This is a genomic window from Mycobacteroides sp. LB1, assembly GCF_013449725.1.
Classification (GTDB): Bacteria; Actinomycetota; Actinomycetes; order Mycobacteriales; family Mycobacteriaceae; genus Mycobacterium.
Map to the genome: position 1 here is coordinate 56,413 of NZ_JACCFF010000006.1, position 23,560 is coordinate 79,972.

The 23,560-nt window shown below is 64.6% G+C and carries 16 protein-coding genes; 11 read left to right on the forward strand and 5 right to left on the reverse strand.

The features are described 5' to 3' along the window. Positions 1-166: 166 nt before the first annotated feature. Together MLB1_RS20335 and MLB1_RS20340 are read left to right on the forward strand one after the other, a co-directional pair. On the forward strand, positions 167-9,415 hold the full coding sequence (locus MLB1_RS20335; RefSeq protein WP_180751673.1) for a type I polyketide synthase: 9,249 nt from the start codon (positions 167-169) through the stop codon (positions 9,413-9,415). Continuing rightward, a complete protein-coding gene (locus tag MLB1_RS20340; RefSeq protein WP_180751674.1) occupies positions 9,412-9,819 on the forward strand; it encodes a holo-ACP synthase in 408 nt (135 codons plus the stop codon). Before MLB1_RS20335 ends, MLB1_RS20340 begins: the two co-directional genes overlap by 4 nt. A 9-nt stretch (positions 9,820-9,828) precedes the next feature. On the opposite strand, the gene MLB1_RS20345 is transcribed toward MLB1_RS20340, so the two are convergent. After that, the gene (locus MLB1_RS20345) at positions 9,829-11,442 is read right to left on the reverse strand and encodes a DHA2 family efflux MFS transporter permease subunit (RefSeq protein WP_180751675.1); all 1,614 of its coding nucleotides are present in this window, start codon (positions 11,440-11,442) and stop codon (positions 9,829-9,831) included. A 95-nt stretch (positions 11,443-11,537) separates the two neighbouring features. On the opposite strand from MLB1_RS20345, the gene MLB1_RS20350 reads away from it, so the two are divergent. Further along, positions 11,538-12,050: a MarR family winged helix-turn-helix transcriptional regulator gene (locus tag MLB1_RS20350; RefSeq protein ID WP_371750670.1), complete on the forward strand. Its 513-nt coding sequence runs from the start codon at positions 11,538-11,540 to the stop codon at positions 12,048-12,050. A gap of 19 nt (positions 12,051-12,069) precedes the next feature. Here MLB1_RS20350 and bcp read toward each other — a convergent pair whose 3' ends face one another. Next, the gene (gene bcp / locus MLB1_RS20355; RefSeq protein WP_180751677.1) at positions 12,070-12,543 is read right to left on the reverse strand and encodes a thioredoxin-dependent thiol peroxidase; all 474 of its coding nucleotides are present in this window, start codon (positions 12,541-12,543) and stop codon (positions 12,070-12,072) included. 83 nt (positions 12,544-12,626) lie between these two features. Here bcp and MLB1_RS20360 point away from each other — a divergent pair, with 83 nt between their 5' ends. Continuing rightward, positions 12,627-12,863, forward strand: coding sequence for a DUF3618 domain-containing protein (locus MLB1_RS20360; RefSeq protein ID WP_180751898.1), 237 nt, complete (start codon positions 12,627-12,629; stop codon positions 12,861-12,863). A 328-nt stretch (positions 12,864-13,191) separates the two neighbouring features. On the opposite strand, the gene MLB1_RS20365 is transcribed toward MLB1_RS20360, so the two are convergent. Continuing rightward, positions 13,192-14,151: a helix-turn-helix transcriptional regulator gene (locus MLB1_RS20365; protein WP_180751678.1), complete on the reverse strand. Its 960-nt coding sequence runs from the start codon at positions 14,149-14,151 to the stop codon at positions 13,192-13,194. Positions 14,152-14,303: 152 nt separating this feature from the next. Here MLB1_RS20365 and MLB1_RS20370 point away from each other — a divergent pair, with 152 nt between their 5' ends. From MLB1_RS20370 to MLB1_RS20380, 3 genes are all read left to right on the forward strand, one after another. Next, positions 14,304-15,173 (forward strand): oxidoreductase, encoded by an 870-nt coding sequence (locus MLB1_RS20370; RefSeq protein WP_180751679.1) that lies wholly within the window; start codon positions 14,304-14,306, stop codon positions 15,171-15,173. Between the two features lie 78 nt (positions 15,174-15,251). Then, positions 15,252-15,989 (forward strand): nitroreductase family protein, encoded by a 738-nt coding sequence (locus MLB1_RS20375; protein ID WP_180751680.1) that lies wholly within the window; start codon positions 15,252-15,254, stop codon positions 15,987-15,989. Positions 15,990-16,104: 115 nt separating this feature from the next. After that, positions 16,105-16,614 carry a nitroreductase family deazaflavin-dependent oxidoreductase gene (locus MLB1_RS20380; RefSeq protein ID WP_180751681.1) on the forward strand — a complete coding sequence of 170 codons (510 nt, stop codon included), beginning with the start codon at positions 16,105-16,107 and terminating at the stop codon, positions 16,612-16,614. Between the two features lie 37 nt (positions 16,615-16,651). Here MLB1_RS20380 and MLB1_RS20385 read toward each other — a convergent pair whose 3' ends face one another. After that, a complete protein-coding gene (locus MLB1_RS20385) occupies positions 16,652-17,482 on the reverse strand; it encodes a class I SAM-dependent methyltransferase (protein ID WP_180751682.1) in 831 nt (276 codons plus the stop codon). Between the two features lie 53 nt (positions 17,483-17,535). Here MLB1_RS20385 and MLB1_RS20390 point away from each other — a divergent pair, with 53 nt between their 5' ends. Both MLB1_RS20390 and MLB1_RS20395 read left to right on the forward strand, forming a co-directional pair. Further along, positions 17,536-18,162: a helix-turn-helix domain-containing protein gene (locus MLB1_RS20390; RefSeq protein WP_180751683.1), complete on the forward strand. Its 627-nt coding sequence runs from the start codon at positions 17,536-17,538 to the stop codon at positions 18,160-18,162. 101 nt (positions 18,163-18,263) lie between these two features. Next, positions 18,264-18,647 (forward strand): hypothetical protein, encoded by a 384-nt coding sequence (locus MLB1_RS20395; protein WP_180751684.1) that lies wholly within the window; start codon positions 18,264-18,266, stop codon positions 18,645-18,647. Here MLB1_RS20395 and MLB1_RS20400 read toward each other — a convergent pair. Beyond that, positions 18,644-21,556, reverse strand: coding sequence for an RND family transporter (locus tag MLB1_RS20400; protein ID WP_180751685.1), 2,913 nt, complete (start codon positions 21,554-21,556; stop codon positions 18,644-18,646). The genes MLB1_RS20395 and MLB1_RS20400 overlap by 4 nt on opposite strands. Positions 21,557-21,690: 134 nt before the next feature. On the opposite strand from MLB1_RS20400, the gene MLB1_RS20405 reads away from it, so the two are divergent. Further along, positions 21,691-22,902: a histidine kinase gene (locus MLB1_RS20405; protein WP_180751686.1), complete on the forward strand. Its 1,212-nt coding sequence runs from the start codon at positions 21,691-21,693 to the stop codon at positions 22,900-22,902. Next, on the forward strand, positions 22,895-23,551 hold the full coding sequence (locus MLB1_RS20410; RefSeq protein ID WP_180751687.1) for a response regulator transcription factor: 657 nt from the start codon (positions 22,895-22,897) through the stop codon (positions 23,549-23,551). Before MLB1_RS20405 ends, MLB1_RS20410 begins: the two co-directional genes overlap by 8 nt. Positions 23,552-23,560 lie beyond the last annotated feature (9 nt).

Sequence of the window (23,560 nt, forward strand, 5' to 3'; positions counted from 1 at the left end):
TTACGCCAGAAGATATCGCCACCCCTCTTATGACACTCTTAAGTCCAGACCTGCGGTGATGCGGATACCGATACGAAAACACGGCCTCAATCAATCCCGATCGACAGAGACGACGACACGGGGTACGGCTGGATTCACGACTGACGGAAAGACGGGTAGCGGCGACGTGACTATCAACGAGTACGACAAGGTGACCAGCTCTGAGGGCCCCGACGCGAACGGTGCGGCCGATCCGGGTCCCAGTGCGGGTCCCGCGCTGATTGATCGCCTGGAGTCCGGTGAGCCCTACGCGGTGGCCTTCGGGGGTCAAGGCAGCGATTGGCTGGAGTCACTCGCCGACCTGGCGGCCTCGGCCGGTATCGAATCGGAGCTGGCGACTCTGGCCGGTGAGGCCGAGCTGCTCCTGGAGCCCGTCGCCAAGGAACTTGTGGTGGTGCGTCCGGTCGGCTTCACGCCGCTCACCTGGATGCGTGCGCTGACCGCCGAGGAGCCTGTGCCTGTCGCCGCGCAGCTCACTTCGGCCGCGGTCTCCATGCCCGGTGTACTGCTGGCCCAGTTGGCCGCTGTCCGCGCACTGAAGATCCAAGGCCTGGATCTGGCCCAGCTCCCGCCGGTCGCCGTCGTCGGACACTCACAGGGCGTGCTCGCGGTCGAGGCGCTCAAGGCCCACGGTGCTCGCGATGTCGAGCTGCTGGCCATCGCTCAGCTGGTGGGCGCCGCGGCGACCCTGGTCGCGCGGCGCCGCGGCATCGTGGTGCGCGGTAACCGCACCCCCATGGTGTCGGTGACCAATGTCGACCCCGAACGCATTAAGGCGCTACTCGACGATTTCGCTCAGGATGTCCGCACCGTTCAGCCGCCCGCGCTGTCCATCCGCAACGGACGCCGTTCCGTCGTCATCACCGGTACCCCCGAGCAGCTGTCACGGTTCGAGCTGTACTGCGAGCAGATCGCAGACCGCGAGGCCGCCGAGCGCAAGGACAAGGTGCGCGGGGGCGCGGTGTTCAGTCCGGTCTTCGACCCGGTCAATGTCGAGGTGGGCTTCCACTCTCCGCGCCTTGCCGATGGTGTCGAGATCGCCGGCCGCTGGGCGGCCGCTGCAGGCCTCGACGTCGAGCTGACCAAGGCCTTGACCGAGTCGGTCCTCGTGGCCCCGGTCGACTGGGTGAATGAGGTGAGCCATGTCGCCGACGCCGGTGCCCGCTGGATCCTGGATCTTGGCCCCGGTGACCTCCTCACCCGTCTGACCGCCCCTGTCATCCGCGGACTCGGGATCGGGATCGTGCCGACCGCCACCCGCGGTGGACAGCGGAACCTGTTCACCCACGGCGCCGTTCCCGAGGTCGCCCGCGCCTGGTCCAGCTTCGCGCCGACCGTGGTGTCGCTGCCCGACGGCTCGGTCAAGCTGTCCACCAAGTTCACCCGTCTCACCGGGCGCTCGCCAATCCTGTTGGCGGGTATGACGCCGACCACCGTCGATTCGAAAATCGTTGCGGCTGCTGCCAACACGGGTCACTGGTCCGAGCTCGCCGGCGGCGGGCAGGTCACCGAGGAGATCTTCAGCGCCCGCATTGAAGAACTCACCGGCCTGTTGGAGCCGGGTCGTCAGATCCAGTTCAACTCGCTGTTCCTGGATCCCTACCTGTGGAAGCTGCAGGTTGGCTCGAAGCGGTTGGTGCAGAAGGCCCGTCAGGCCGGTGCGCCGATCGACGGTGTAGTCGTGACCGCCGGCATTCCCGAACTGGAAGAAGCCGTCGCGCTCATCGACGAGCTCACCGAAATCGGCTTCAGCCACATCGTGTTCAAGCCGGGCACTGTGGAGCAGATCCGCTCCGTCGTGCGTATCGCGGCCGAGGTGCCGACCCGCCCGATCATCATGCACGTCGAGGGTGGCCGCGCCGGTGGACACCACTCCTGGGAGGACCTCGACGACCTGCTGCTGGCCACCTACTCGGAGCTGCGTTCGCGCTCCAATATCACCGTGTGTGTCGGTGGCGGTATCGGTACGCCCGAGCAGGCAGCCGAATACCTCAGCGGCCGTTGGGCACTGAAGTTCGGATTCCCGCTGATGCCGGTCGACGGCATCCTGGTCGGCACCGCGGCGATGGCCACACTGGAGGCCACCACCTCGCCGTCGGTCAAGCAGATGCTGGTCGAGACCGCGGGCACACCCACCTGGGTTCCCGCCGGAAAAGCACAGGGCGGCATGGCTTCCGGGCGCAGCCAGCTGGGCGCCGATATTCACGAGATCGACAATGCGGCTTCGCGCTGCGGTCGTCTGCTCGACGAGGTCGCCGGTGACGCCGATGCGGTGGCCAAGCGCCGCGACGAGATCGTCGCCGCGATGGAGCTGACCGCCAAGCAGTACTTCGGCGATGTCGAGGAGATGACGTACGCGCAGTGGCTGAGCCGCTACGTTGAGCTGTCCATCGGTGACGGCGACAGCACCGCCGACACCGTCGTGGCGCACTCGCCCTGGTTGGACGTCACCTGGCGGGACCGCTTCGAGCAGATGCTCAAGCGCGCCGAGGCCCGGTTGCACCCCAAGGACTTCGGGCCCGTCGAGACCCTGTTCGTCGATGAGTCGCTGTTGGAGCGCCCGGCCGAGGCCATTGCCGGGCTTCTTGAGCGCTACCCGGACGCGGCCACCATCAAGCTGCACCCGGCCGATGTGCCGTTATTCGTCGCGCTGTGCAAGACGCTGGGCAAGCCGGTCAACTTCGTGCCCGTCATCGACAAGGATGTGCGCCGTTGGTGGCGCAGTGACTCGTTGTGGCAGGCCCACGATGCCCGCTACACCGCCGAGCAGGTGTGCATCATTCCCGGCACCGCCGCGGTTGCCGGGATCACCCGGGTCGACGAGCCGGTGGGCGAGCTGCTCGACCGCTTCGAGCAGACTGCCATCGACGAGGTTGTGGCCGCCGGTGTGGAACCGCTGCCGGTGCGCTCGCGCCTGCGTCGCCGCTGGGATGTCGAGGGTCCGTTGGCGACCGTGCTGGACGCGCCGGATGTGTTGTGGTCCGGACGCATTGCCGTCAACCCCGTGCATCGGATCGCTCCCGACGGAGCGTGGCAGGTCTTCGAGGACCGCACTGCTTCACACCCGTCGACCGGTGCCCGCCTTGAGGTCACCGGCGATGACGCCGTGCGTCTGAGCGTGCCGCTGTCGGGCACCTGGGTCGATATCGACCTGACCCTGCCTACGACCACCCGTGACGGTGGCACCCCGGTGGTGACCACCGAAGCCGCCGCCGCGGCCATGCGGACCGTGCTCGCGGTGGCTGCCGGCTTTGATGACTCAGCGGATCTTCCTTTAGTGAATAACGGAACGGTACGGGTTGTCGCGCAGTGGGATCCGGAGCGCGTCGCGGACCATACGGGCGTCACCGCGGTGCTTCCCGCGCCGTTGGCTCCCGGATCGTCGACCGTGCCCGACGCACTGGTCGGCCTGTGCTGGCCTGCGGTGTTTGCCGCGATCGGCGATGCCAAGACCCAGGACGGCATCGGAGTGATCGAGGGTCTGCTCTCGCTGGTGCACCTGGATCACGCAGCCCACCTGATCTCCGCGCTGCCCGCCGAGAATGCCGAACTGACCGTCACCGCAACGGCTTCCGCGGCCACCGACACCGAGGTTGGCCGGGTTGTCCCGGTCGACGTCACGGTGGCGACGGCTGATGGCACCGTGCTGGCCACCCTGCAGGAGCGGTTCGCGATCCTGGGTCGCAACGGGGCCGCCGAGCTGGGCGACCCGGTGCGTGCCGGTGGTGCACTCTCCGAGCACGAGGCAGACACGACTCGTCGTCGCCGTCGTGACGTCAAGATTTTCGCGCCCACCGACATGCGGGCGTTCGCGGTGGTCTCGGGAGATCACAACCCGATCCACACCGACAAGTCGGCCGCGCTGCTGGCAGGGCTGGGATCGCCCATCGTGCACGGTATGTGGCTTTCGGCCGCCGCGCAGCACGTGGTCACCTCAGCAGACACCTCCAGCACTCCGCCCCGCACCTTGGTCGGCTGGACCTCTCGCTTCCTGGGAATGGTGCAGCCTGGTGACGAGGTCGACGTGCGCGTGGACCGTGTCGGAATCGATTCCGGTGCAGAGGTTGTGGAAATTCAGGCCAAGGTCGGCACCGACTTGGTGATGTCTGCGACCGCTCGGCTCGCGGCCCCCAAGACCGTGTACGCCTTCCCGGGCCAGGGAATCCAGCACAAGGGCATGGGCATGGACGTGCGTTCGCGTTCCAAGGCCGCTCGCAAGGTCTGGGACAACGCCGACAAGTTCACCCGTGAACGTCTTGGCTTCTCGGTGCTGCACGTCGTCAAGGACAACCCGATCAGCCTCGTCGCCGGTGGCGTCCACTACCAGCACCCCGAGGGGGTGCTGTACCTGACGCAGTTCACCCAGGTGGCCATGGCCACCGTGGCGACCGCACAGATCGCAGAGATGAAGGAGACAGGAGCCTTCGTCGACGACGCCATCACCTGCGGCCACTCGGTTGGTGAATACACCGCGCTGGCCACCGTCAGCGGAGTCATCCCACAGGATGGTCTGCTGGAAGTGGTGTTCCACCGTGGGTCCGCGATGCACGACATCGTGCCCCGAGATGAGCAGGGCCGCAGCAACTATCGTCTGGCTGCCATCCGTCCGTCGCAGATCGCGTTGGAGGATGCCGATGTCGACGCGTTCGTCGCGGAGATTGCGGCTCGCTCTGGGGAGTTTCTTCAGATCGTTAACTTCAACCTGCGCGGTTCGCAGTACGCCATCGCCGGGACGGTGCGCGGTCTGGAGCTGCTGGAGGCCGAGGTCGAGAAGCGTCGCGAAGAGTTTGGTGGACGGCGCTCCTTCATCATGGTGCCCGGTATCGACGTGCCGTTCCATTCCGAGGTGCTGCGGGTCGGTGTCGCCGAGTTCCGCCGTGCCCTGGAGCGGGTGTTGCCAATGGACAGCGACCCAAACCTGATCCTCGGCAAGTACATCCCGAACCTGGTGCCGAAGCCGTTCACCCTGGACCGCGAATTCATCCAGGAGATCCGCGATCTGGTTCCTGCCGAGCCGCTCGATGAGGTACTCGCCGACTACGACACCTGGCGTAACGAGAAGCCGGTGTTGTTGTGCCGCAAGGTGCTTATCGAGCTGCTGGCTTGGCAGTTCGCCAGCCCGGTGCGGTGGATCGAGACCCAGGATCTGCTGTTCACCGAGGAGGCCGCGGGCGGACTCGGTGTCGAGCGATTCGTCGAGGTGGGTGTGAAGTCAATGCCGACCGTCGCCGGTCTGGCCAACAACACCCTGAAGCTGCCCGAGTTCAGCCACAGCTCGGTCGAGGTGCTCAACGTCGAGCGCGACCACGCCGTGCTGTTCGGCACGGATACCGATCCTGAACCCGATCCCGAGCCGGAAGAGGCTGCCGCACCGGCGGATTCCGCCGCCGCGCCCGCCGTGGCCGCCCCGGCTGCCGCCCCCGCCGCACCCAGCGGTGGTCCGCGGCCGGACGATATCGGGTTCGACGCCTCCGATGCGACGCTTGGGCTCATCGCCTTGTCCACGAAAATGCGCATCGACCAGATCGAGCCGGTGGACTCCATCGAGAGCCTCACTGACGGCGCCTCCTCGCGTCGTAACCAGCTGCTGGTCGACCTGGGTTCGGAGCTGAACCTGAGCGCTATCGACGGAGCCGCGGAGGCGGACCTGTCCGGATTGCGGACGCAGGTCACCAAATTGGCGCGCACCTACAAGCCTTTCGGCCCGGTGCTGTCGGACTCGATCAATGATCAGCTCAAGACGGTCTTCGGACCGTCGGGTAAGCGTCCCGCCGCCATCGGCGAGCGGGTGCGCAAGACCTGGGAGCTCGGCGAGGGTTGGGTCAAGCATGTGACCCTCGAGCTGGCACTCGGTACCCGTGAGGGCACCAGCGTCCGCGGCGGCGATCTCGGCGGCCTGGCGGCCAGCACGCTGACGGACGGCAATGCGGTGGACGCGGCGATCGACGCTGCAGTTGCCGCGGTGGCTGCGCGTCGCGGTGTCGGCGTAACGCTGCCTTCGGCGGGCGGTGGCGCCGGCGCGACGGTCGATGCCGCCGCGCTGAGCGAGTTCACCGACCAGATCACTGGTCGCGACGGAGTTCTCGCCTCGGCGGCCCGTTTGGTGCTCGATCAGCTGGGCCTCGCGGCCCCGGTCGTCACTCCCGACGGTGCCACCGACACCGAGCTCGTCGAGCTGGTATCTGCCGAGTTGGGCTCGGATTGGCCACGTTTGGTGGCTCCGACGTTCGACGGCAAGAAGGCCGTGGTGTTCGACGATCGCTGGGCCAGCGCCCGCGAGGATTTGGCGCGGTTGTGGATCACCGACGAAGGCGAGATTGACCAGGATTGGCAGAGTCTGGGCCTCCGATTTGAAGGTGCCGGGCACGCTGTTGCCGCGCAGGCGAATTGGTGGCAGGGCAAGTCGCTGGCGCAGGGACGCAATGTCCACGCCTCGCTATTCGGACGCATTGCCGCCGGAGCCGAGAGCCCGGATAGCGGCAAGTGGGGTACCGAGGTCGCGGTGGTGACGGGTGCTTCCAAGGGCTCGATCGCCGCGTCGGTGGTGGCCGAGCTGCTATCCGGTGGAGCGACGGTTATCGCCACCACTTCGCGTCTGGACGAGGACCGTTTGGCCTTCTACCGCAACCTGTATCGGGAGAGCGCACGGTTCAGCGCCAAGCTGTGGGTGATACCGGCCAATATGGCCTCGTACGCCGATATCGACGCATTGGTGCAGTGGGTCGGCAGCGAGCAGTCGGAAAACCTTGGGCCGATGTCGATTCACCTCAAGGACGCGCAGACCCCGTCCTTGCTATTCCCGTTCGCCGCACCGAAGGTGGTCGGGGATCTGTCGGAGGCCGGCGCGCGTGCCGAGATGGAGATGAAGGTGCTGCTGTGGGCCGTGCAACGGCTCATCGGCGGTTTGTCCGCCATCGGTGCCGAGCGCGATATCGCCTCGCGTCTGCACGTGGTGCTGCCCGGTTCGCCGAACCGCGGCATGTTCGGCGGCGACGGTGCGTACGGCGAGTCCAAGGCGGCCCTCGATGCGCTGGTTACTCGTTGGAAGGCGGAGTCGTCGTGGGCATCGCGCGTCAGCCTGGCGCACGCGCTGATCGGCTGGACCCGCGGCACCGGGCTGATGGGTCACAACGACGCCATCGTCACCGGCGTGGAAGAAGCGGGAGTCACCACGTACTCCACCGCGGATATGGCGTCCATGCTGTTGGCGCTGTGCACCCCGGAGGCACGGGTTCAGGCCGCGCAGGCACCGGTCGAGAAGGATCTCACCGGTGGGCTGGCCGAGGTTGAACTCGATATGGCCGAGCTGGCCGCGAAGGCCCGCGAGGAAATGGAAGCCAAGGCGAAGGCCGAAGCCGCCACGGCCTCCGACGATGAAGACGATCCGAATTTCATTGCGGCACTGCCATCTCCGCCGCGTGGATACACCTCGGCGCTGCCGCCGGAATGGGCCGACCTCGATGTCGACCCGGCCGATTTGGTGGTCATCGTCGGTGGTGGCGAGCTCGGCCCGCTGGGCTCGTCGCGTACCCGTTACGAGATGGAGGTCGGCGACGAACTGTCGGCGGCCGGTGTGCTGGAGCTTGCCTGGACCACTGGACTGGTCAAGTGGGAGAACGACCCCGAGGCCGGTTGGTACGACGCCGAAACCGGTGAACTGGTGCCGGAGTCGGAGTTGGTGGAGCGCTACCACGACAAGGTGGTAGCCAACATCGGTGTCCGCGAGTTCGTGGACGACGGTGCGATCGATCCCGATCATGCCTCGCCGCTGCTGGTTTCGGTGTTCTTGGACAAGGACTTCACCTTCACGGTGGCCACCGAGGCCGAGGCCCGCGAGTTCGTGAGGTGGGATCCCGAGCACACCGTTATCCAGCCGCTGCCGGAGGGCAGCGACTGGCAGGTGACTCGCAGAGCGGGCACCGAGGTTCGCGTCCCGCGCAAGACCAAGCTGTCGCGGACCGTGGGCGCGCAGATCCCGACCGGTTTCGATCCGACGGTGTGGGGTATCACCCCGGACATGGTCGGATCCATTGACCGGGTGGCGCTGTGGAACATGGTCGCGACGGTGGATGCGTTCCTGTCGGCGGGCTTCACCCCGACCGAGCTGATGCGTTGGGTGCACCCGAGCCTGGTGGCCAACACCCAGGGCACCGGTATGGGCGGCATGACCTCGATGCAGACCATGTACCACGGAAACCTGTTGGGCCGTAACAAGCCGAACGACATCCTGCAAGAGGTGCTGCCGAACGTCGTTGCCGCGCACGTGGTTCAGTCGTACGTCGGTTCCTACGGTTCGATGATCCACCCGGTAGCGGCCTGTGCCACCGCCGCGGTGTCCGTCGAGGAAGGCGTCGACAAGATCCGGCTCGGCAAGGCGCATCTGGCGTTGGCCGGTGGTTTCGACGACCTGACGCTGGAGGCCATCATCGGCTTCGGTGACATGGCTGCGACTGCCGACACCGAGACAATGCGGGCCAAGGGCATTGCGGACAAGAGATTCTCGCGCGCCAACGACCGTCGTCGCCTCGGGTTCGTCGAGGCGCAGGGTGGCGGCAGCGTGCTGCTGGCGCGCGGTGACCTGGCGCTCAAGATGGGTCTGCCGGTGCTGGCGGTGGTTGCGTACGCGCAGTCCTTCGGTGACGGCGTGCACACCTCGATCCCGGCTCCGGGTCTGGGTGCGCTGGCGGCCGGGCGTGGCGGCAAGGACTCGGATCTGGCGCGCTCGCTGAACAAGCTGGGCGTGACGGCCGATGACATCGCCGTGATCTCCAAGCACGACACGTCCACGCTCGCCAACGATCCCAACGAGACTGAGCTGCACGAGCGGCTTGCGGCCTCGCTGGGGCGCTCGGACGGCGCGCCGCTGTTCGTCATCTCGCAGAAGAACCTGACCGGTCACGCCAAGGGCGGCGCCGCGGTGTTCCAGATGCTGGGCCTGTGCCAGGTGCTGCGCGACGGGGTCATCCCGCCGAACCGCAGCCTGGACTGTGTCGATGACGAGCTGGCCACCAGCCAGCACTTTGTGTGGCTGCGCGAGTCGCTGCCGCTCAAGGAGAAGCTGCCGCTGAAGGCGGGTCTGGTGACGAGCCTGGGCTTCGGTCACGTATCGGGCCTGGTGGCGCTGGTGCACCCGCAGGCCTTCATCGCCTCGCTGCGTCCGGAGGATCGCGACGACTACGAGAAGCGTTCGCACGAGCGCATTCTCAAGGGCCAGCGTCGACTCGCGTCGGCGATGGCGGGCGGCCGGCCCATGTACGAGCGGCCGGACGGGCGTCGCTTCGACCACGATCACGATGAGTCGGAGAAGCGTCAGGAAGCGTCCATGCTGTTGGATCCGGGTGCGCGCCTGAGTGAGGACGAGGTCTACCACCGGTGACCGTTGTCGGTATCGGGATCGACCTGGTCACCATCTCCGAGTTCGGGGAGCAGTTGGCCAGTCCCGGAACGGCTTTCGGGTCCGCGTTTACGCCGGGGGAGCGGCGTGACGCGGCCTCAAAGACCGGTGGCGAGGCACGGTACTTGGCAGCGCGTTGGGCGGCGAAAGAGGCCGTCATCAAGGCGTGGTCTGGGTCGCGATACTCGCAGCGGCCGGTGCTGCCGGAGAACATCCACCGCGATATCGAGGTGGTGACGGACACGTGGGGGCGTCCGCGCATTCGGCTTTCGGGGGCGATAGCCGAGTACCTGGCCGATATGACGGTGCACGTGACCCTGACCCACGACGGTGACACCGCGGCGGCGTTCGTCGTCCTGGAGCAGGGTGACCAGCCGCAAGCTTAGCTCAATTCCTCAGATTCGGGTTTCGGCAGCCGGCTCAGTCGGTGCTGGGACTGAGGAGATGAGTGCAGTCGCAATGAGCCCTGCCACGAGAAAACTCGCAGCTAGATAGCTGCCCAGCGCGACGCCGTGCGCCATTGCGTCGCGGGCGGCGTTGGCGATTGCCGCCGTGTGTGGTTGCGCGGCGAGTGTCTCGATAGCGGCGCCCGCGCTGCCCACGACCGCGTGGGTGGTGGCCTCGGATTGGGGCCCGGGCACGCCGAGTGCCGCCAGACTGCCGCTGAGCCGCGAGCCGAGAACGCTGAAGAAAGTTGACGTGAGTACCGCGATCCCCAGGGCTGATCCGAGCTGACGAAACACGCTCTGCAGGCCGGACCCCTGACCGGAGCTGTGCTCGGGGACGTCGGCGAGCACCACGTTGGTCACCTGCGCGGTCGCGAACCCGACGCCAATTCCGTAGACGAACAGTGTCGCCGCGATGGCCCACCATGTGCTGTCGGGCCGCGCTAGGAATCCGAGCACGGCCAATCCCAACGCCTCCAACGCCAAACCGATACGGACCAGGCCGAGAGACGAGATCTTTTGGGCCATGCCGAAGCTGGCGGCACTAGCCACGAAGCTGCCGAGCGCCACGGGCACCAGAGCCAATCCGGCCTGGACGGGGCTGTATCCCAACGCGAACTGCAGCCACAGTGGAAGGACCGCCACGATGCCGAACTCGCCCAGCCCGATAATCAGCGTTGCAATGTTGCCGTTGCGGAAAGAGCTGATGGATAGGAGCCGGACATCCATCAGAGCTTTGGTCGGCTGCCCCGGCGCGATGCCGCGGGTCAGGGCGACTTGGCGGGCAGTGAACGCAACTAGGGCCAACGCCGCCAGGACCAGAGCGACGAATACGGGCGAGATGCCGAACATCCACCGTATGCCGAGAAGCTGAAACGGCTCGGTGCTGCGGACCCATCCGTATGTGCGGCCGTCGATCAAACCGAAGGCGAGTAGACCCAGGCCGATGGTCGAGTACACCGCGCCCAGGACATCTACTCCCGCGCTGGTGCGTGGTGAGCGCGGGATGAACATCAGGGCGCCAATGCAGATCACCGCGACGAGAGGAATGTTGATCCCGAAAGCCCAACGCCACGAGGCATGTTCGGACAGCCAGCCGCCGAGTAGGGGCCCCAGCGCTGTAGCGGCGCCGATTGTGGACCCCCAGATCGCGAACGCCTGGCCTCGCGCCTTGCCGGTGAACAGCACGTTGAGTAGAGCAAGCGATGTCGGCAAGATCAGGGCCGCTCCCGCGCCCTGCAAGAAGCGTGCCAGCACCAACCACTCACCGGTCGGAGCCAGGCCCGCCAGCAGACTAGTAGCACCGAAAATGATTACGCCGGTGAGGAAGACGCGGCGGGCGCCGAGAATGTCGGAAGCGCGGCCGACGAGCAATAGCAGCGCCGCGAACACGATCGCGTAGGACTCCTGCACCCACTGCGCTTGAACGGACGTAACACCGAGATCGCGCACGATCGAGGGAATGATGACGTTGACGATCGTGGTGTCCACGACGATCAGGGCCACCCCTAACGCGATGGCGACCAAGCCCAACCATCTGCGGGCGTTATCTGGCAGGTTCATGATATTCCTTCATGGTGAAGTAACTTCATGAAGAAGGTATGGTGTCGAGAGTTGCTTGTCAAAATGCCGCCGGAAACGGAGGCAAAGGAGGTTCCGTGGCACGGAAGACGTCTGGCGACGTTGTGGCACAACGTATTCTGCTTATGGCAGAGATGCGCAGCCTGGACGCGACCTTCGCGGAGCTGGGTAGGCACCTCGCGGCATCGCTGGGGATGCATCACACCGACGCGGTCGCGTTGCTGGAGATCGTTGAGGCGGAGCAGCGAGATGAACCGTTGTCACCGGCCAGGCTCGGCGAGCGTGTCGCCCTGACATCGGGTGCGACGACGGCGCTGGTCAATCGGCTCGAACGTGCGCATCACGTTGTACGTACACGGGAACACGCGGACCGGCGCGTGGTCAGCTTGCACGCCACAGAGCACGTCCGAGGGTTGGCCGAGCAGTACTTCGGACCGCTGGGCGATCGCCTCGACGAGATGATGAGTCAGTACCCGGCCGAGCAGCGTCGGCAGTTCATCGATTTCATGGTCGATCTGCGCACCACGCTGGAACATCACCTGCGCGAACAGGATTCAGAAGTGCGCCCAACTCAGAGTCCGAGCGTCTGAACGGCGTCGAGTCGGCCGCCTAGACGGACAGGTCGCGGCGCAGCTTGGCGACGTGTCCGGTCGCCTTCACGTTGTACTGCGCTACCTCGATGTTGCCCTTTTCGTCTACGACGAAGGTTGATCGGATGACGCCCACGACGATCTTCCCGTACAGCTTCTTCTCACCGAAGGCGCCATACGCGGTGAGTGTTGTCTTGTCCGGATCAGACAGCAGCGGGAAGTTCACACCGTCGTGCTCGCGAAACTTGGCCAACTTCTCGGGCCTGTCGGGGGAGATGCCGACGACGTCGAGACCGGCACCGTTGAGTTCGGCGAGGCTGTCGCGGAAATCGCAGGCCTGCTTGGTGCAGCCGGGCGTCAGGGCAGCCGGATAGAAGTAGACGATCACCTTGCGGCCCTTATATGAGGACAGCGACACCTTGTTGCCGTCGGCATCGAGCAGGGTGAACGCAGGCGCTTTGTCGCCAACCTCGAGTCGCTTGGTCTCCGCCATGGCCGGTGCCTTTCTGTTGACCCGTACAGTTGTTGCCCTAGGGTAGTTGCTTGAGTTCAACTGCAGACGTGGAGGAGTGTCAGGTGGCCAGGGATCCCGAGGCAATCAAGGCCGACATCGACAAGGCGCGCGATCAGCTTGCGGCGACAGTCGACACCCTGAGTGACCGCGCCAATCCACAGCGTCTGGCCGAGGATGCTAAGGCTTCGGTGCTCGCGACCCTGAACAAGCCGGCCATCAAGTTCACCATCCTGGGCTTCGGCGCCGTGGTAGCGGTGCTGGTGGTCCGAAAGGTCTTAGGCAAGTTCCGTCAAGACTGAGGCGGCGCGAGCCGGGCCTACCCGGCGATCGATCAGTGTGTTCATGGAGCGATGGTCGAGTCGACCCTCAACTCGCGCTCGTTTCGATGGACTACTGGCCGTCGTATAAGCCGTCATAATGACGCCAAGTCGGATTGGGAGTTTCCTTCCTGCGCCTGGCCTCCGATAGCGGTATTCCTCTCCGCTCCCATTAGTGGAGGATTTATCCGGCCAAGTTGCCGTGGAACTGGCGACACTTGCTTCGTCGCTGGGCTAGGTACTTGCGGTATGTGATCCCAGGTCCGTTTTTCTTCGGGCCGAACGTTTCCCGGAATCGACTGAACTGGTGTCAGATTTCCTCATCGAGGGGAGCCTCGACCACCATCTTCGCCTGCTGACCTCCCCGTCCATCCCTGGCTGGTGACTGTTTCTGGTCTATGTCTGGTTGGCTACTGTGCGGGTGGACCGCGGACTTGGACACCGCGGTGTCGGCGGTGCTGGCAAGGGACGCGAGTAACCCCATTTTCTCGGCGCTGACGGTGCCGGGTGAAGGGTGGAAGATGGATAGGAGCTGGCCTTCGGTGCCGGTGATGGCGAGTTTCTCAAGATTAAGGGTGAGGTCTCCGACTTGAGGGTGCTGGACACGGATCGGGAAGCTTTGGGGAGGGGCAACATCGTTGCGGGCCCATAGCCGCCGGAAGTGTTCGCTGGATAGCGACAGTTCACCGACCAACTCGATGACCCGAGGGTCGCCAATGTCGCTTCCGATGGATTTCCGGAATACAGCGACCAGCACGCCGGCGTTGAGCTCCCAGTCCGGGTAGAGCGCCTGATCGGCCGGATCAAGGAAAAGTGTGCGCAGGTAGTTATCGCCGACCCGCAAATTAGGTGACAAGGCGTGGGCAAGACCATTGGCGGCGAGTATGTCGAAGCATCGATCGAAGACGAAGGCCGGCAGCGCGAGGGTGTCGAGCAGCTGCAGGATGCCAGCAGGGACGGGTTCGCGGCGGGTTCGGCGGCGGCGCTGCCGGGGCTGCGGTCCGGACAGACTTAGCAAGTGGTCGGCGCCGGCCTGATCGAGTTGCAGGACTCGGGCCAGTGACTCGAGGACTTGTGTTGAGGGGTTGCGGTCGCGGCCCCGTTCCAGGCGTAGGTAGTAGTCGGAGCTGATGCCGGCGAGCATGGCGACCTCTTCGCGCCGCAGCCCTGCCACGCGCCGCACGCCCCGGGCAGGTAAGCCGACATCGGAGGGCGCTACCAGCTCGCGGCGGGCGCGTAGGTAGTCGCCGAGCAGATTTTCCTTGCTCATAGCCACCACGGTAGCGATCTAGATGACGTTGTGCCTGTGCCCTGTCACTCCCAGGATCAAGGGGGCTCTGCCTATTTCTTGCCGTAGGCCTGAATCTGGAGCTGCCATGCGCGAACTGACTGCGCAGACATATAGGCACGAGGAAGGACTCGATGAAAGCCAACACGTTTACTGGCGGATCATTCACGCTGGGGCAGGACTTGAGCGTCACCCGCATGGGCTACGGCGCCATCCAGCTTGCCGGGCCGCAGGTGTTTGGCCCACCCGCCGACCGTGGTGCAGCGATAGCGCTACTGCGCCAAGTAGTTGAGCACGGCATCACCCATATCGACACCGCCGACTTCTATGGCCCGCACATCACTAACCAGATCATCAAGGAAGCTCTGCACCCTTACCCCGACGGCCTGCGGATCGTCACCAAGGTCGGGCATCGACGGGACGCCGACGGCGACTGGCTCCCGGCACTTGCTCCCGGGCAGTTGCGGCAGGCCGTCCATGACAACCTCGCCAATCTTGGCCTGGATGCACTCGATGTGGTGAACCTGCGTGCCGGCACTGGCGCCGACGGCACCAACAGCGAGTCGATTGCTGAGCCTTTCGCCGTGCTCGCACAACTGCAACAAGAAGGGCTGATCAAACACCTCGGCCTCAGCGCGGTCACCACTGCGCAAATCGTCGAGGCCCAATCGATGGCGCCGGTGGTGTGTGTGCAGAACCTGTACAACCTCGACGACCGTCAAGACGATGACATAATCGATTTCCTTGCGGGGCAAGGGATTGCCTATGTGCCATATTTTCCGCTAGGCGGCTACGCGGGGCTGCATTCGGCGGCACTGCAATCAGTTGCTACCCGCCTGGAGTCCACACCGGCAGCGGTCGCGCTAGCGTGGCTGCTGCAGCGCTCGCCGAACATCCTGCTCATTCCCGGAACGTCCTCGCCGGAGCATCTGCGCGAGAATCTCGCCGCGACGACCCTGGCCCTCGATGTGCAGGACATCGCCGAACTAGACGGCATCGTGTGATGGACACACTAAGTGGTTGTGCGCCTTCAGGAATCAATCCAGAAGTAATGGAAAGAATGTGGTGGAGAAGGTTCGGCTGTGAGCACTTCCGGAAGTGAAAGTTCTTCTTTGGCAACGAATCGACTCGATGCCGGAGCAGTGGATTATGTCTTGACCACCACGCGCGTTGTGCGCAAGCGGCTTGATTTCGACCGCCCGGTGCCGCGGGAGATCGTCGAGAGTGCAATCAGGGTCGCTGTGCAGGCGCCGACTGCTGATGATCACCCGCGATGGCATTGGTATGTGATTGACGACGGCGATATCAAAGCCGAGCTCCAGAAGGCGCTCGAGGATTTACTGTACGGTCCCGCAAAGGGATTGAAAGCTTGGCAGGAGATGGTCGAATCGCAGTTGTTGTCGAGTGCAAAGACGGTGCGCGCGGTCATTTCCGGCACGGAAAGCGTCTCAAAGAATTTTCACCGCGTCCCGGTTTTCGTCATTCCAACGATAGAGAATTCAGTTCCCATAGAGGAGGTTTACTACTCCGAGATGAACGGCCCGGCCGTGCTCTACGGCTCGATTCTTCCGGCGGCATGGAGCCTGCATCTCGCGTTGCGGGCCCGGGGTCTTGTCTCTGCCTGGGGTGGGTGGGGCCTTTCTGCGCCAGGGGGCGTCTCACTGCTTCGTCGGCTGACCAACATGGCGCCGAACCATCACCCTGTCGGCTACATGTTCCCCGTCGCCTACCCATTGGGCGGCACCGACTTCCCGTCAGCGGGCCGCAGCATCGATGGAGTGATCCACTGGAACAGCGATGGGCCCCGCCAAGGGCAATGATGTGGCCCAACGCATTCGAGTTGGTGCGTCGCCGCGGGTCGGCTTTGTCGCTGAGCCGGACGGCATTGTGCGATGAACAGGCATGTCCGGTCGCCACTGATCGAGAGGAAGCAATATGACTAACCCAAACATCCCTGACGTACGCGGAGCCGAAAAGGAGAACGAATTCCATTCGAGGGCAATGGCCCACATCCGCGGGCAAGGAAAACCCGACGGGTGGTTCGCGCAGTTCGACATGTTGATTCTGCACACAGTAGGCGCCAAGTCGGGCCAGCAGCGGCGAAATCCATTAGTTTATCAGCCTTCTGAAGAAGGCGAGTTCTTCGTGGTTGCCTCGAACAGGGGGGAACACAGCAGCTCCAGCTGGTATTACAACGTGCTAGCTCACCCCGATCAGGTCTCCGTCGAAATAGGCGACGACCACTATCCGGTGGCAGTCCGCGAGGTGGCCGGTGCGGAACGCGACCGGATTTACCGCACGCTGGCAGACAGATTCGAGATGTACGCGGAATACCAACGGAAGACCTCACGGGCGATCCCGGTGCTCGGGCTATCCAGGACCCAAGCTGTCGACTACCCCTCGTTAGCCGGTTCCATTAAGGGCGACCGGGGAGTTGATCTATAGGGCAGGCCGCCGGAGAAGGACACCCCCACGTAGTCATTTAAAACGAGAACCGCAGGATGCGCGCCGACCGTCTCATCGACTCGCTGTACCGCGCCATCCGTGACGAGATCCGCACCCAGGTCGGAAACAGCTCCACTTCGGGCGCATCCACCAAGCTGAACTCCTCCGCCAATCGCAGCCGAGGATTCCAGCGCTCCGGGGTGCGTGGATCGTTGTATCCCTCAAATCCGCGTAGCTGGTTGACCTTCTTGAACATCTTCTGTGGGAACAGTTTTGAGATCCACACACCTATCGCCATGCGGCCATAGTCGTTGAATGCCAACTGTCCGCTGGGGAAGTGGTCGGTGATGGCCCGCATTGCGGCGATGATTTGTTCCTTGGTCAGGAATGCGAAAAGGCCGTCGGCGATGACCATCGCCGGACGATCCGATGGGATGCCTGCGATCCACGCCGGGTCGGTGACGGACACCCCGATGGTGTGCTCACTCGGTCCTGGGGGCATGACGTCATCGCGCAATGCCGCCATCCCGGGGAGGTCGACGCTGTACCAATCGACGGTCGCGGGTGGCCTTACGCGTCGATACCCGTCATCCAGACCGGCTCCCAGGTCGACCACCACGGCATTGGGATGTTCGGTAACAAAGGAACGTACGCGATCGTCGAGAAGTTTTGCGCGCAAAGATGATTGGCACACCACCGGGCTGATCACCCCCAGCGCGTCGAAGTTGTAGTCGATCTGGTCGACGGCCGCCGCTGCGCCCGGGTCCGACAGGATCGGTCGCCTCCAACCGTTGTTGACGGCGCGGGCCTTGAGGGTGAGGAAGGCGGTCTCTTCCTCGGGGGTGATGCCGCTGGTGTCGATACGCATGAAGTCGACTATACAAGCGTGTAGTCAATTGTCCAGTCGTGTAGCATTTGGAAATGGAGACCGTGGATCCCGACGACCTCACCGCCCGCGCCCGGATACGGGATGCGGCCCTACATGAGTTCGGCGAGAAGGGATATGACGGCGCCACCATCCGGGGGATCGCCGCTCGCGCTGGTGTGTCCTCAGGACTGTTGCGCCATCATTTCGGGTCCAAGCAGGAACTGCGCGATGCATGCGAGGAATACCTCGTCAAGACGATGCGCAACATCAATGAGCAGGTCCAGGCGAATGTGGAACGCGGTGACGTGCACTACGTTTCCGCCCGCATTCCGATCGGCCAGTACCAGGACTACATCACCAGGGCGCTGGTTGACGGCTCGGCGGGGCAGATATTCGACGAGATGGTCGCGATGACCGAAGGCTGGCTGGCCAGTGCTGACCACAACCGCGTCTATCCGGCCGATATCGACGTCAAGTCCCGCGCGACCGTCATTACCGCCATGGCCTTGGCGGTGCCTCTACTTCAGCAACATGTTTCGCGCGGACTCGGCGTGGATATCGGTTCGCCCGAGGGTGATCTGAAGATGGCGGCGACCTTGGTTGATGTTTATGCCAACCCGCTGTTGACCCCAGGCCAGGCACAATCGGCGAGGGAGGATCTCGCACGCAGAATGGGGTAGCCAACCCTCATTCTAAAAACTTCGCTGTATGGCGTCGCAATTGCACTGTCACCTGGGTACTCTTAGCTCGTGCCGAGTTTCCTTGCGTTGGCGGTACTCCGATGATTATCGTCGCTGGTCTGCGGCTGGACGCGACCTCGGTCAAAGCGTCGGCGATGATGCTCTACGTCGTAGGGTTCGCCTTCACAGTGTTCTCCGGCGTGGACAGCGTGCGCCTTGCCGTGGTGTTTCTCGTCGGGATCGCAGCGACCGTCCTGCACTATTGGCCGGCGCGGGAGAAGTTCGACCGAGTCTCGATCGCGGTCGCGTTCGGCCTGGTCATCGCCCTCATCCTCGATGCATGGTCAACCTGGGTCATCGACCACAGTCTGGCGCCCGGTATTGGAATCGGCATAGTGCGCCTGCTCGCGTGGCTGCTGTCGGTGGCCGGGATTCTGGCGTTTCCACGCCACCTCATCGATAGGGACGCCACCCCGGACGTCTAGGCTCCTGTTCTCTCGAGCCGCGACGGTCTCGTCACCAAGTACGAGAGCACACCGGCCGTGCGGGGTGAGCGCGCCTTGGACCACCGGAACAACAGTCCGTGCAGCAGCGGCACCGGCGACCACCAGAACCACTTGCCCAGCAGTCCCGCCACCGCGGGTACGACGAACGTTCTGACGATGAGTGTGTCGATAATCAACCCGACGCCAATCGCGGTGCCCACCTGCTCGATGCTCAGCACGTCGCTGGAGAGCATTGCGAACATAGTGATACCGAAGACGATCCCGGCCGTGGTGACCACGCCGCCCGTGCCGCCGAAGGCGCGGATCATCCCGGTACGCAGGCCGGCGCCATCCAGGAATATCTCTTCGCGCATACGCATGGTGAATAACAGGTTGTAGTCAGCGCCCACCGCGACCAGCGCGATGAGGGCAATCGATGGGACCGACCAGTGTAGATCGCGTCCTAACAAGTCATGCCAGATCAGGGTGGTGATCCCGAGCGCGGACGCGTACGAGACGACGACGGTGCCGATTACCACGGCGGCTGCCACGGGGCTGCGCAGCATTGCCAGCACGATGATGAAGACCAGCGCGAGCGCCACGGCCGCGAGCAGCAAGAAGTCCTCGCTGACGTATCCACGCAATTCGGCAGTGCCGGTGCCGAATCCGGCGATGTTCATCGTGCTGCCAGCGAGGGTGCCCTCCTTGGTGGCCTCGCTCACCGCGAGTGTGATCTGTGGAGATCGATGTGCGCCGTCCGCGCCAAAAACCTTGCCGTCCCCGAAAACCAGCATGCGGGTCGAGCGGCCGTCGGGGGCGAAGTACAGCCCGGCAGCCCGCTGGAAGCGCGGGTCCTGCCACGCGCGCTGGGGCAGGTAGAAACCACCCTCGCCGCTGCTGCGGAAATCCTCGCGCATGGCGCGCAGGTATTCGGTCAGCCCGGAGAACATGGTGCGAGTCTCGCCGACCGCCTTGGTCAGTTGATCGGTGATCGTGCTCAACTGTGCCACCGTCGAGCGCATGTTCTTCACCGAATCGACGGCGCCGGAGAACGACTTCTCCATTCCCTGGGCACCTGCGCCGAATTTGGCGGTGCTGGAGGTCAGTGAGGCGGTCGCCGCCACCACGGAGTCCATCGGTTCGACGGCCTTGAGTACAAGGGAGCAGATGCCGTCATTGGCGCAGTTGGGATTACCGTTGGTGAACTTGCGCAGCGGATCCATGTACTCCGACACCTGAGACACATTGTCTTGCAACGCCTTCATTCCCGAGTGCATGTCGCCGACGCCGCCGCTGAGCTCTCCCAGACCGCTCACCCCGCCCGCGAGGCCCTTCTGCAGCTGGGCGATTGCTCCCGAGAACTGGCTGAGGGTCGACGAGAGCTGGTCGACGGCCCCCAATCGTTGGCTCATCTGTGTCGTTCCGTCATCCAGCTGATCGGCGATGATTCCCGCTTGTTCGGTCAGCGCCGCCTGCTCGGGGATGGCGCCCGCGGGACGGGAGGCCGATTGCACCATCCGAATTCCTGGAATTTCCATGAGCTTTTTGGTAACTCGCTCGACACCGATGACGCCAGCCGGGTTGCGCAGGTCGTGGTCCGCTTGGATCGAGACGATCTCCGGCAGCAACCGGTTCGGCGGGAAATGCCTATCCATCGCCTGATATCCACGGTTGGCGTGCGTGGAAAGTGGCTGCGCGGCAAGCTCGTCGAAACCAAGGCGTAGGCCGGCGATGGGAAGGGCGCACACGATGAGCACCAGCGTTGAGCCGACCAGTACCGGGCCCGGCCAGCGGGCGACCACGGTGCCTACCCGGCGCCAACGGTGTCCAGGCCGGCTCGCCCCATCGCGCAGTGCACGCGGCTGGGCCAGTCCACGGCGGCCGGCCAATCCGATAAGCGCGGGGAGCAGGGTCAGCGAGGCTGCCATACCGGTGAGGATCCCTATGGCACAAGGTAATCCGGCGCTGCGCAGCATTCCGACCTGGGCGAACATCAGGCAGGACAGGGCGGCGGCGATGGTCAGCCCAGATGCCGCAATGACCGGTGCCACGCTGCGGTTGGCGATAGCTAGTGACTGTTCATGGTCCAGCCCCGAACGCCGCTGTTCGTGATAGCGCCCGAGCAGGAAGATGCCGTAATCGGTCGCCGCGCCGAGCACGAGGGCGGCGAGCAATGCTACCGAGAAGATGGAAACCTCGATGAGATTGCGTTCCCCGAGGAAAGCCACGATTGAGCGTGCCACGCCCAGGCCCACACCCACGGTGATCAATGGGATCGCAGCGGTGATCGCCGATCGGTACACGGCGAACAGCAGCACCGCGATGAGCACCACCGTGACGCCGGTGATTGTGAGCATCTGCGTATCGATGGAGGTGAGCTCGTCGGCGATGGTGGCGCCGGGCCCGGTAACCCAGGAGTGCATGCCGGTGGGCGCAGGCTCGTTGGCAACGATCTGCCGGACGGCGTCCAGGGAAGCGTTGGCTTGTGCACCGCCGAGCTCGCCGGTCACGCGCAGCATTGTGTATGCGGCCTTCCCGTCTGGGCTGAGCGCGCCCTCGGCCGTCATCGGGTCGGCCCACAGGTCCATCGCCGAGTCCAGATGGGCGGTGTCCGCACGCAGTTTTGTCAGCAGCCGATCGTGGTACTGATGCTCGACGGGCCCCAGTTTGTGGTCGCTTTCCAACACCAGATAGTTGAGGTTTCCGCCGTCGCCGTCCTGGAACTGCTTGCCCATGGCGGCGCCCGCGGTGTTCACCGGTGCGCTCTGCGGAAGAAAGCCACGGGCGTGGTTGTGTGCCGTGCTTTCCACCTGCGGCACAAGCAGATTGCCCGCCGCTGCGGCGAGTATCCAGAGCCCGATGACGAAAATCGCATAGCGGCTGCAGAACCTTGCGATGGCTTCCCACATGCCATGTGAAGTTACGGACACCGGGCGGCGCAGTCGTCGTGCTGTGGGCGACACTTCTTCTCATACCGTGGTAGGACACGCGCATCCGCGCCGAGCATGATGTGCGACAGGGTTACCGCCTCTACGCTGGCACTATGAACCGGCTCCGGGAATGGGCGTACCGCCGCCGTGCCCTGGTGCCGTACGAGTTCCCGTGGACTGTCCCCGTCGTCATGTACACCGGGACGCTGTTGGTCGTGGGGTGTGCAGTAGTACAACGCGGTTTCACCCGGCCGTGGCTGCTGGCACTGGCGGCCCTGGTGGCGCTGGCTCCGATCCTCATCTTTACGGCGGGATACAAGCTCGGCACCTTCGGGAGCGCGGCCTACAGCCTTGCGGGAGTGGCCCTGTTCCTGACGTGGCCCGCGAACGTTGTGGACGCCGCGCCGTTCCTGCTGATGTTCATGATCGGCGAGGTGGGCGCGCTCGCCTCCGTGCGTGCGGGGCTACTTGCCTGCGGCGCCTGTGTAGCGCTACTCGTGGTGGCCGAGCAGCTGCATCACCTCGGGACGTTCTCGCTCTACAACGCGTTCTTCGTGCTGGTCGGGTGGCTGATCGGACACATCTTGCAGCTGCAACAGCGGCTTCTCTTGCAGGAACGGGCCCAGCAGGCCCGGATGCAGGAACAGGCCGCCTCCGATGAACGGCGACGCATCGCGCGCGAAATCCATGACGTGATAGCCCATTCCCTCTCGGTGACGATGCTGCACCTCACCGGCGCCCGGCGGGCGCTGCAGGAGGATCGTGATGTGGAGGATGCCGTCGCCGGGTTGGTCGATGCAGAACGCCTTGGGCGTCAGGCAATGTCGGATATCCGTGGCACTGTGGGTCTGCTGAGCGCGGGACCGGGTGGTGTCGAGCCGATGCGGTTGGCGCCGGAGCCCGGCATCGCCGATATCCCCGATCTGATAGCCGACTTCACCACCGCGGGGATGACGGTGCAATCCACAATCGACGAGCCCGGTGAGTCCGTGAGTGCCGGAGTGGGTTTGGCGCTCTACCGGGTCGCACAGGAATCGCTGTCCAATATCGCCAAGCATTCCCCCGAATCGTCGGTCGCGGTACGCCTCGATATCAACGGGGCCGCGGCGACTCTGACGGTGAGCAACGACCTCCCGACAGGCGCCCGTCCGGTCGCCTGTGCGGGGGGTGGGCTATCGGGTATGCGCCAGCGGGTCGAGGTTCTGGGCGGCGAGTTCCGTGCCGGGCGGGAGCGGGACGGCTGGATGGTGTCGGCGACGGTGCCGTTGGAGTCCACCGGATCAGCGTGCCGTCCGCGGCGGAAGGTGTTGTGGCGTCATGACTGAAACCGAGGTGGGCGTGCTGCTGGTCGACGACCAGGAGCTGGTACGTACCGGGCTGCGCCGGATTCTGCGCCGCAAGGATGGGTTCGCGATCGTGGGGGAGTGCGCCGACGGCAGCGAGGTCGCGGCGGCGGTAACTCGGGTGCGGCCCGATGTCGTGATCATGGATCTGCGCATGAAGCAGATGAGCGGTATCGAGGCCATTCGGCTACTTCATGCCTCTGAGGGGCCGCCGGCACTGGCGCTCACCACGTTTGACGACGACGAGCTGCTCTCGGGGGCGCTCCGTGCCGGTGCCGCGGGTTTCATCCTCAAGGACTCTCCGGCAGAGGAGCTGGTCCGCGCTGTGCATGCCGTGGCCCGCGGCGAGGCATATTTGGATCCGTCGGTGACCTCGCGCGTGCTCAGCGCCTATCGGCGGGCACCAGCCGCCACCACGGGTGATGTCGAGCAGAAGCTCACCGCGCGTGAGCTGGATGTGCTGGCGCTCATCGCATCCGGGTCAACCAATTCCGAGATCGCCCAGCAGCTGGTGATTTCCGAGGTGACGGTGAAGAGTCATATCGGCCGAATATTCGTCAAGCTCGACCTTCGGGACCGGGCGGCGGCCATTGTGTACGCCTATGACCAGGGCATCGTGACACCCAAATAGGGTCACTGG